Annotated in this window: 4 protein-coding genes and 1 pseudogene; 2 read left to right on the forward strand and 3 right to left on the reverse strand. The window is 70.3% G+C overall.

Annotated features, from left to right (window positions below; translation table 11 throughout):
* Window positions 1-180: pseudogene (locus VF330_RS01550) on the reverse strand (1,4-beta-xylanase); the annotation flags it as partial.
* Between the two features lie 231 nt (window positions 181-411).
* Window positions 412-1,641: an FAD-dependent monooxygenase gene (locus tag VF330_RS01555; RefSeq protein ID WP_330849642.1), complete on the reverse strand. Its 1,230-nt coding sequence runs from the start codon at window positions 1,639-1,641 to the stop codon at window positions 412-414.
* A 70-nt stretch (window positions 1,642-1,711) separates the two neighbouring features.
* Here VF330_RS01555 and VF330_RS01560 point away from each other — a divergent pair, with 70 nt between their 5' ends.
* Window positions 1,712-2,275 (forward strand): TetR/AcrR family transcriptional regulator C-terminal domain-containing protein, encoded by a 564-nt coding sequence (locus VF330_RS01560; RefSeq protein ID WP_330849643.1) that lies wholly within the window; start codon window positions 1,712-1,714, stop codon window positions 2,273-2,275.
* Between the two features lie 32 nt (window positions 2,276-2,307).
* Here VF330_RS01560 and VF330_RS01565 read toward each other — a convergent pair whose 3' ends face one another.
* On the reverse strand, window positions 2,308-2,457 hold the full coding sequence (locus tag VF330_RS01565) for a hypothetical protein (protein WP_330849644.1): 150 nt from the start codon (window positions 2,455-2,457) through the stop codon (window positions 2,308-2,310).
* 425 nt (window positions 2,458-2,882) lie between these two features.
* On the opposite strand from VF330_RS01565, the gene VF330_RS01570 reads away from it, so the two are divergent.
* Window positions 2,883-3,392, forward strand: a 510-nt coding sequence (locus VF330_RS01570) for a LacI family DNA-binding transcriptional regulator (RefSeq protein ID WP_330849645.1), incomplete at its 3' end; no start/stop codon positions are given.

Here is a 3,392-nt window from a genome sequence, read left to right on the forward strand (position 1 = left end):
ACCGAGCTTGTTCGCCGCGACCGCGGTGCCGAAGTACCGGCCGCTCTGCTGGGCCGCCGCGGCGAGCGTGGAGGCCGCGCCACTGGCGGGCGTCGCTCCGAGGACCGCCGCTCCCGCAGTGGCCGCGACCAGCGAGGAAACAAGGGCGAAGCGTGCTACTGACTTCGCTGTCAGCGTCATTGTCGGCGCTTTCTGAGAAGCACCCGCGCAATAGCGGGTGAATGGGCTTGCAGGAACGTGCAAACATCTGCTCGGGGCAGGTGGTCCGCGCCATGGCCACTCGCCGGGCGAATCAAGACGTCACCCAGTATTGAACGGGACAGCGCGGCCGATCAAGTCTTGACGTGAATTGGCCGCGTTATCCGGAATGTTTCGAAAACCCGCAAAGCTATCGAAACAGTTTCGAAAAGCTCAGCCGGTGGTGACGGGCGCCGGGTCCTGCGGCAGGCGCCAGCTCCCGCCGCGGTCCTCCTTCGCGAACCGCGCGACGAGGTCGGGCAGCCGCAGGGCGGAGGCCAGCCCGGCGACGGTGTGGATGGCGGCGACCGCGGCCCGGGACTCCGGCAGCGCCAGGCGCAGCAGGCGCGGATTGACCTCGGCCTGGATCTCGTCGACGAACGGCCGCAGCACCCGTTCGTAGTTCGCCAGCGCCGTCGGCAGGTCGTGCCGGTTGAGCTCGCCCGCCAGGACGTGCGCGCCGGCCAGGGCGCCGGACGTGCCCATGCCGCTGTACGGGGACGAGCAGTGCGCGGCGTCGCCGGCCAGCACGACGCGGCCCTCCGACCACGCGTCGAGGCGGACCTGCAGGACCTCCTGGGAGTAGAAGAACGGGCTGGTCGCCATGCCCCGGACGAACCGGTCGGTCTGCCACCCGGCGTCGCGGAACCGGCCCGCCCAGAACTCCTGCTGGCGTTCGACGGGCTCGCGGTGGACGGCCGAGGCCTCCTCGGACTGCTCCCGCAGCACGAAGTACGCCTGCGTCTCGGTCGCGTTGTGGCTGCGGCGCATGATCTGACGGCCGCCGGTCGCCAGGTACGTGTCGCGGATGGCGCCGTCGGAGGCGATGCGCGGGACGAACCAGTAGGCCATGTGGATCCCGACGCGCCAGTACGGGTCGAAGCCCTCCGGCAGGAGCGCCCGCCGGACGCGCGACCCCTGTCCGTCGGCGCCGACCAGCAGGTCGTACTCGCCGGAGGTGCCGTCGGAGAAGTGCGCGACGACGCGGTGCTCGTCCTGGTCGAAGCCGTCGACACCCGTGCCGAAGACGTGCTCGGCGTCGTCCTTCGTCGCGTCGTGCAGCAGGCGCACCAGGTCGCCCCGCATGATCTCGTACTCCGACGTGAGGGTCTGCCGGCCGCGCCCGGAGGTGTTGGCCATGACCTTCCCCCTGGTCCGGCCGCGGGAGTCGACGAACGCGACACCCGGCTCGTCCACGAGCACGGCGCGGACCGCGTCGATCAGGCCCATCCGCCGGACGGCCTCGACGCCCTCGCCCCGCAGGTCGATCTGCGCCCCGGTGGCCCGCAGCCCCGGCGCGCGTTCGGCCACGGTGACCCGGTGGCCGCCGCGGGTGAGCCAGAAAGCCAGTGCCTGTCCCGCGATCCCGCCCCCGGCGACGAGGACGCGCAGTGGTTCCGCCATGCCGACACCCCAAAATCTATCGGTGATAGGTTCCTTTCGAGAGTTGCCTATCAGCGATAGGTTTGTCAACGTGACCAAGGTGAACCGCGAGGCCGTCGTCTCCGAGGCGCTCGCGCTGCTCGACGAGGTGGGGCTCGACGCCGTCAGCACGCGACGGCTGGCGGCGCGGCTGAACGTGGAGCAGCCGTCGCTCTACTGGCACTTCCGCACCAAGAAGGACCTGCTGGCCGCGATGGCGCAGGCCGCGATGGAACCCCACGCGACCCAGCCGCTGCCGGAGCAGGGGGACGACTGGCGGGAGTGGTTCCTGGACAACACGCGCAGCTTCCGGCGCACGCTGCTGATGCGCCGCGACGGCGCGAGGTTGCACGCGGGCAGCACGCCGGTCAACGACCTCGACCGGATCCGCCGCAAGATGGAGTTCCTGGTCGCCGCCGGAGTGCCGGAACGGGACGCGGGGATGGCGCTGCTGGCGGCCGGTCGCTTCACGGTCGGCAGCGTGCTGGAGGAGCAGGCGGACGTCGGCGGACAGCCGCCGGACGGCCTGCCCGTGATCAGTCACGAGTCGGCGTTCGAGGAGGGGCTCGCCCTCATCCTCAACGGACTCGCGTCCGTGGTGGCACGGGAGGGGTGAGCGGGCGGCCGTGCCGTCCGCTCACGCCGCGGTCACTGCTCCGCGGACGCCGCCGGCACGGCGGGCGGCTCCTGGAACAGGTTCGTCCAGGTCGGCTGGGCCGCGTGCGACGCGCCCTCGCTCGCCTGGGGCTGGTGCGACTCGAGGTGGCTGAACAGGTCGTCCGCCAGGTGCAAGGTCATGGGAGTGCTTTCCGATCAGTGGCAAGGGTGGAACGTGTCCGGGTCCGCGTGCGGGCCTGGCCGGCGAGACGAGCCGGGGGCGCACTGCGGGAGAAGTCGGTGTTGCGGAACGCAACGACCCGTTGGGCCAACCGTACACCTCATCTTCCGAACACCTGTGTGAACCGCTTGGTACCCAACGCTCCCGGCGCCTAATCACTCACATGGCGCAGCGGTTTCAAGAACTGGGTTGATTTCGTGCGACAGGGCTCCTGAGCTGCGGCTTCACGATCGTGTTCCTCGGCGCCCGCCGCCCACGACCCTTGTGTCGGGCTTCGACACATGCCTATATTTGCCGAAACCGACTGATGTAAGCGCTTACATCACAAGGAGTGACATGTAAGCGCTTACATGAACCGACAGCGACGAGGGTGGCAGGCAGCGCGATGGGAAAGCAAGCCTCTCCCGAGGCCAAGGCAGCGGGAGCGACGATCTACTCGGTCGCCGAGCACGCCGGCGTCAGCATCGCGACCGTCTCGCGGGTGCTCCAGGGCGCGACGGTCGTGGCCGAGTCCACCAGGCAGAAGGTCCTGACCGCCGTCGAGGAGCTCGGCTACGTGCCGCTCGGCGCCGCGCGCAGCCTGGCGGTCCGCCACCACGAGGCGCACGGACTGGTGCTGCCGGAGCTGACCGGCCCCTACTACGCCGAGCTGCTGATGGGCTTCGAGGCCCGCGCCGCCGAGCTGGCCCAGTCGATCGTGCTGGTGCTCACCGACAGCCGCACCGACCTGGCCGCGGCGGTGAAGCAGCTCGCCACCAGGGTCGACGCCATCGCGGTGTTCGGGTCGTCGGCCGAGGTCGTGCAGCTGGTGAAGGGCAGGAAGCCCGTGGTCGTCATCGCGGGCGACCCGCAGGACGGCGTCGAGGCCATCTCGGCGGAGAACCGGGAGAGCGCG

The sequence above is a fragment of the Lentzea sp. genome, assembly GCF_036380075.1.
Classification (GTDB): domain Bacteria; phylum Actinomycetota; class Actinomycetes; order Mycobacteriales; family Pseudonocardiaceae; genus Lentzea.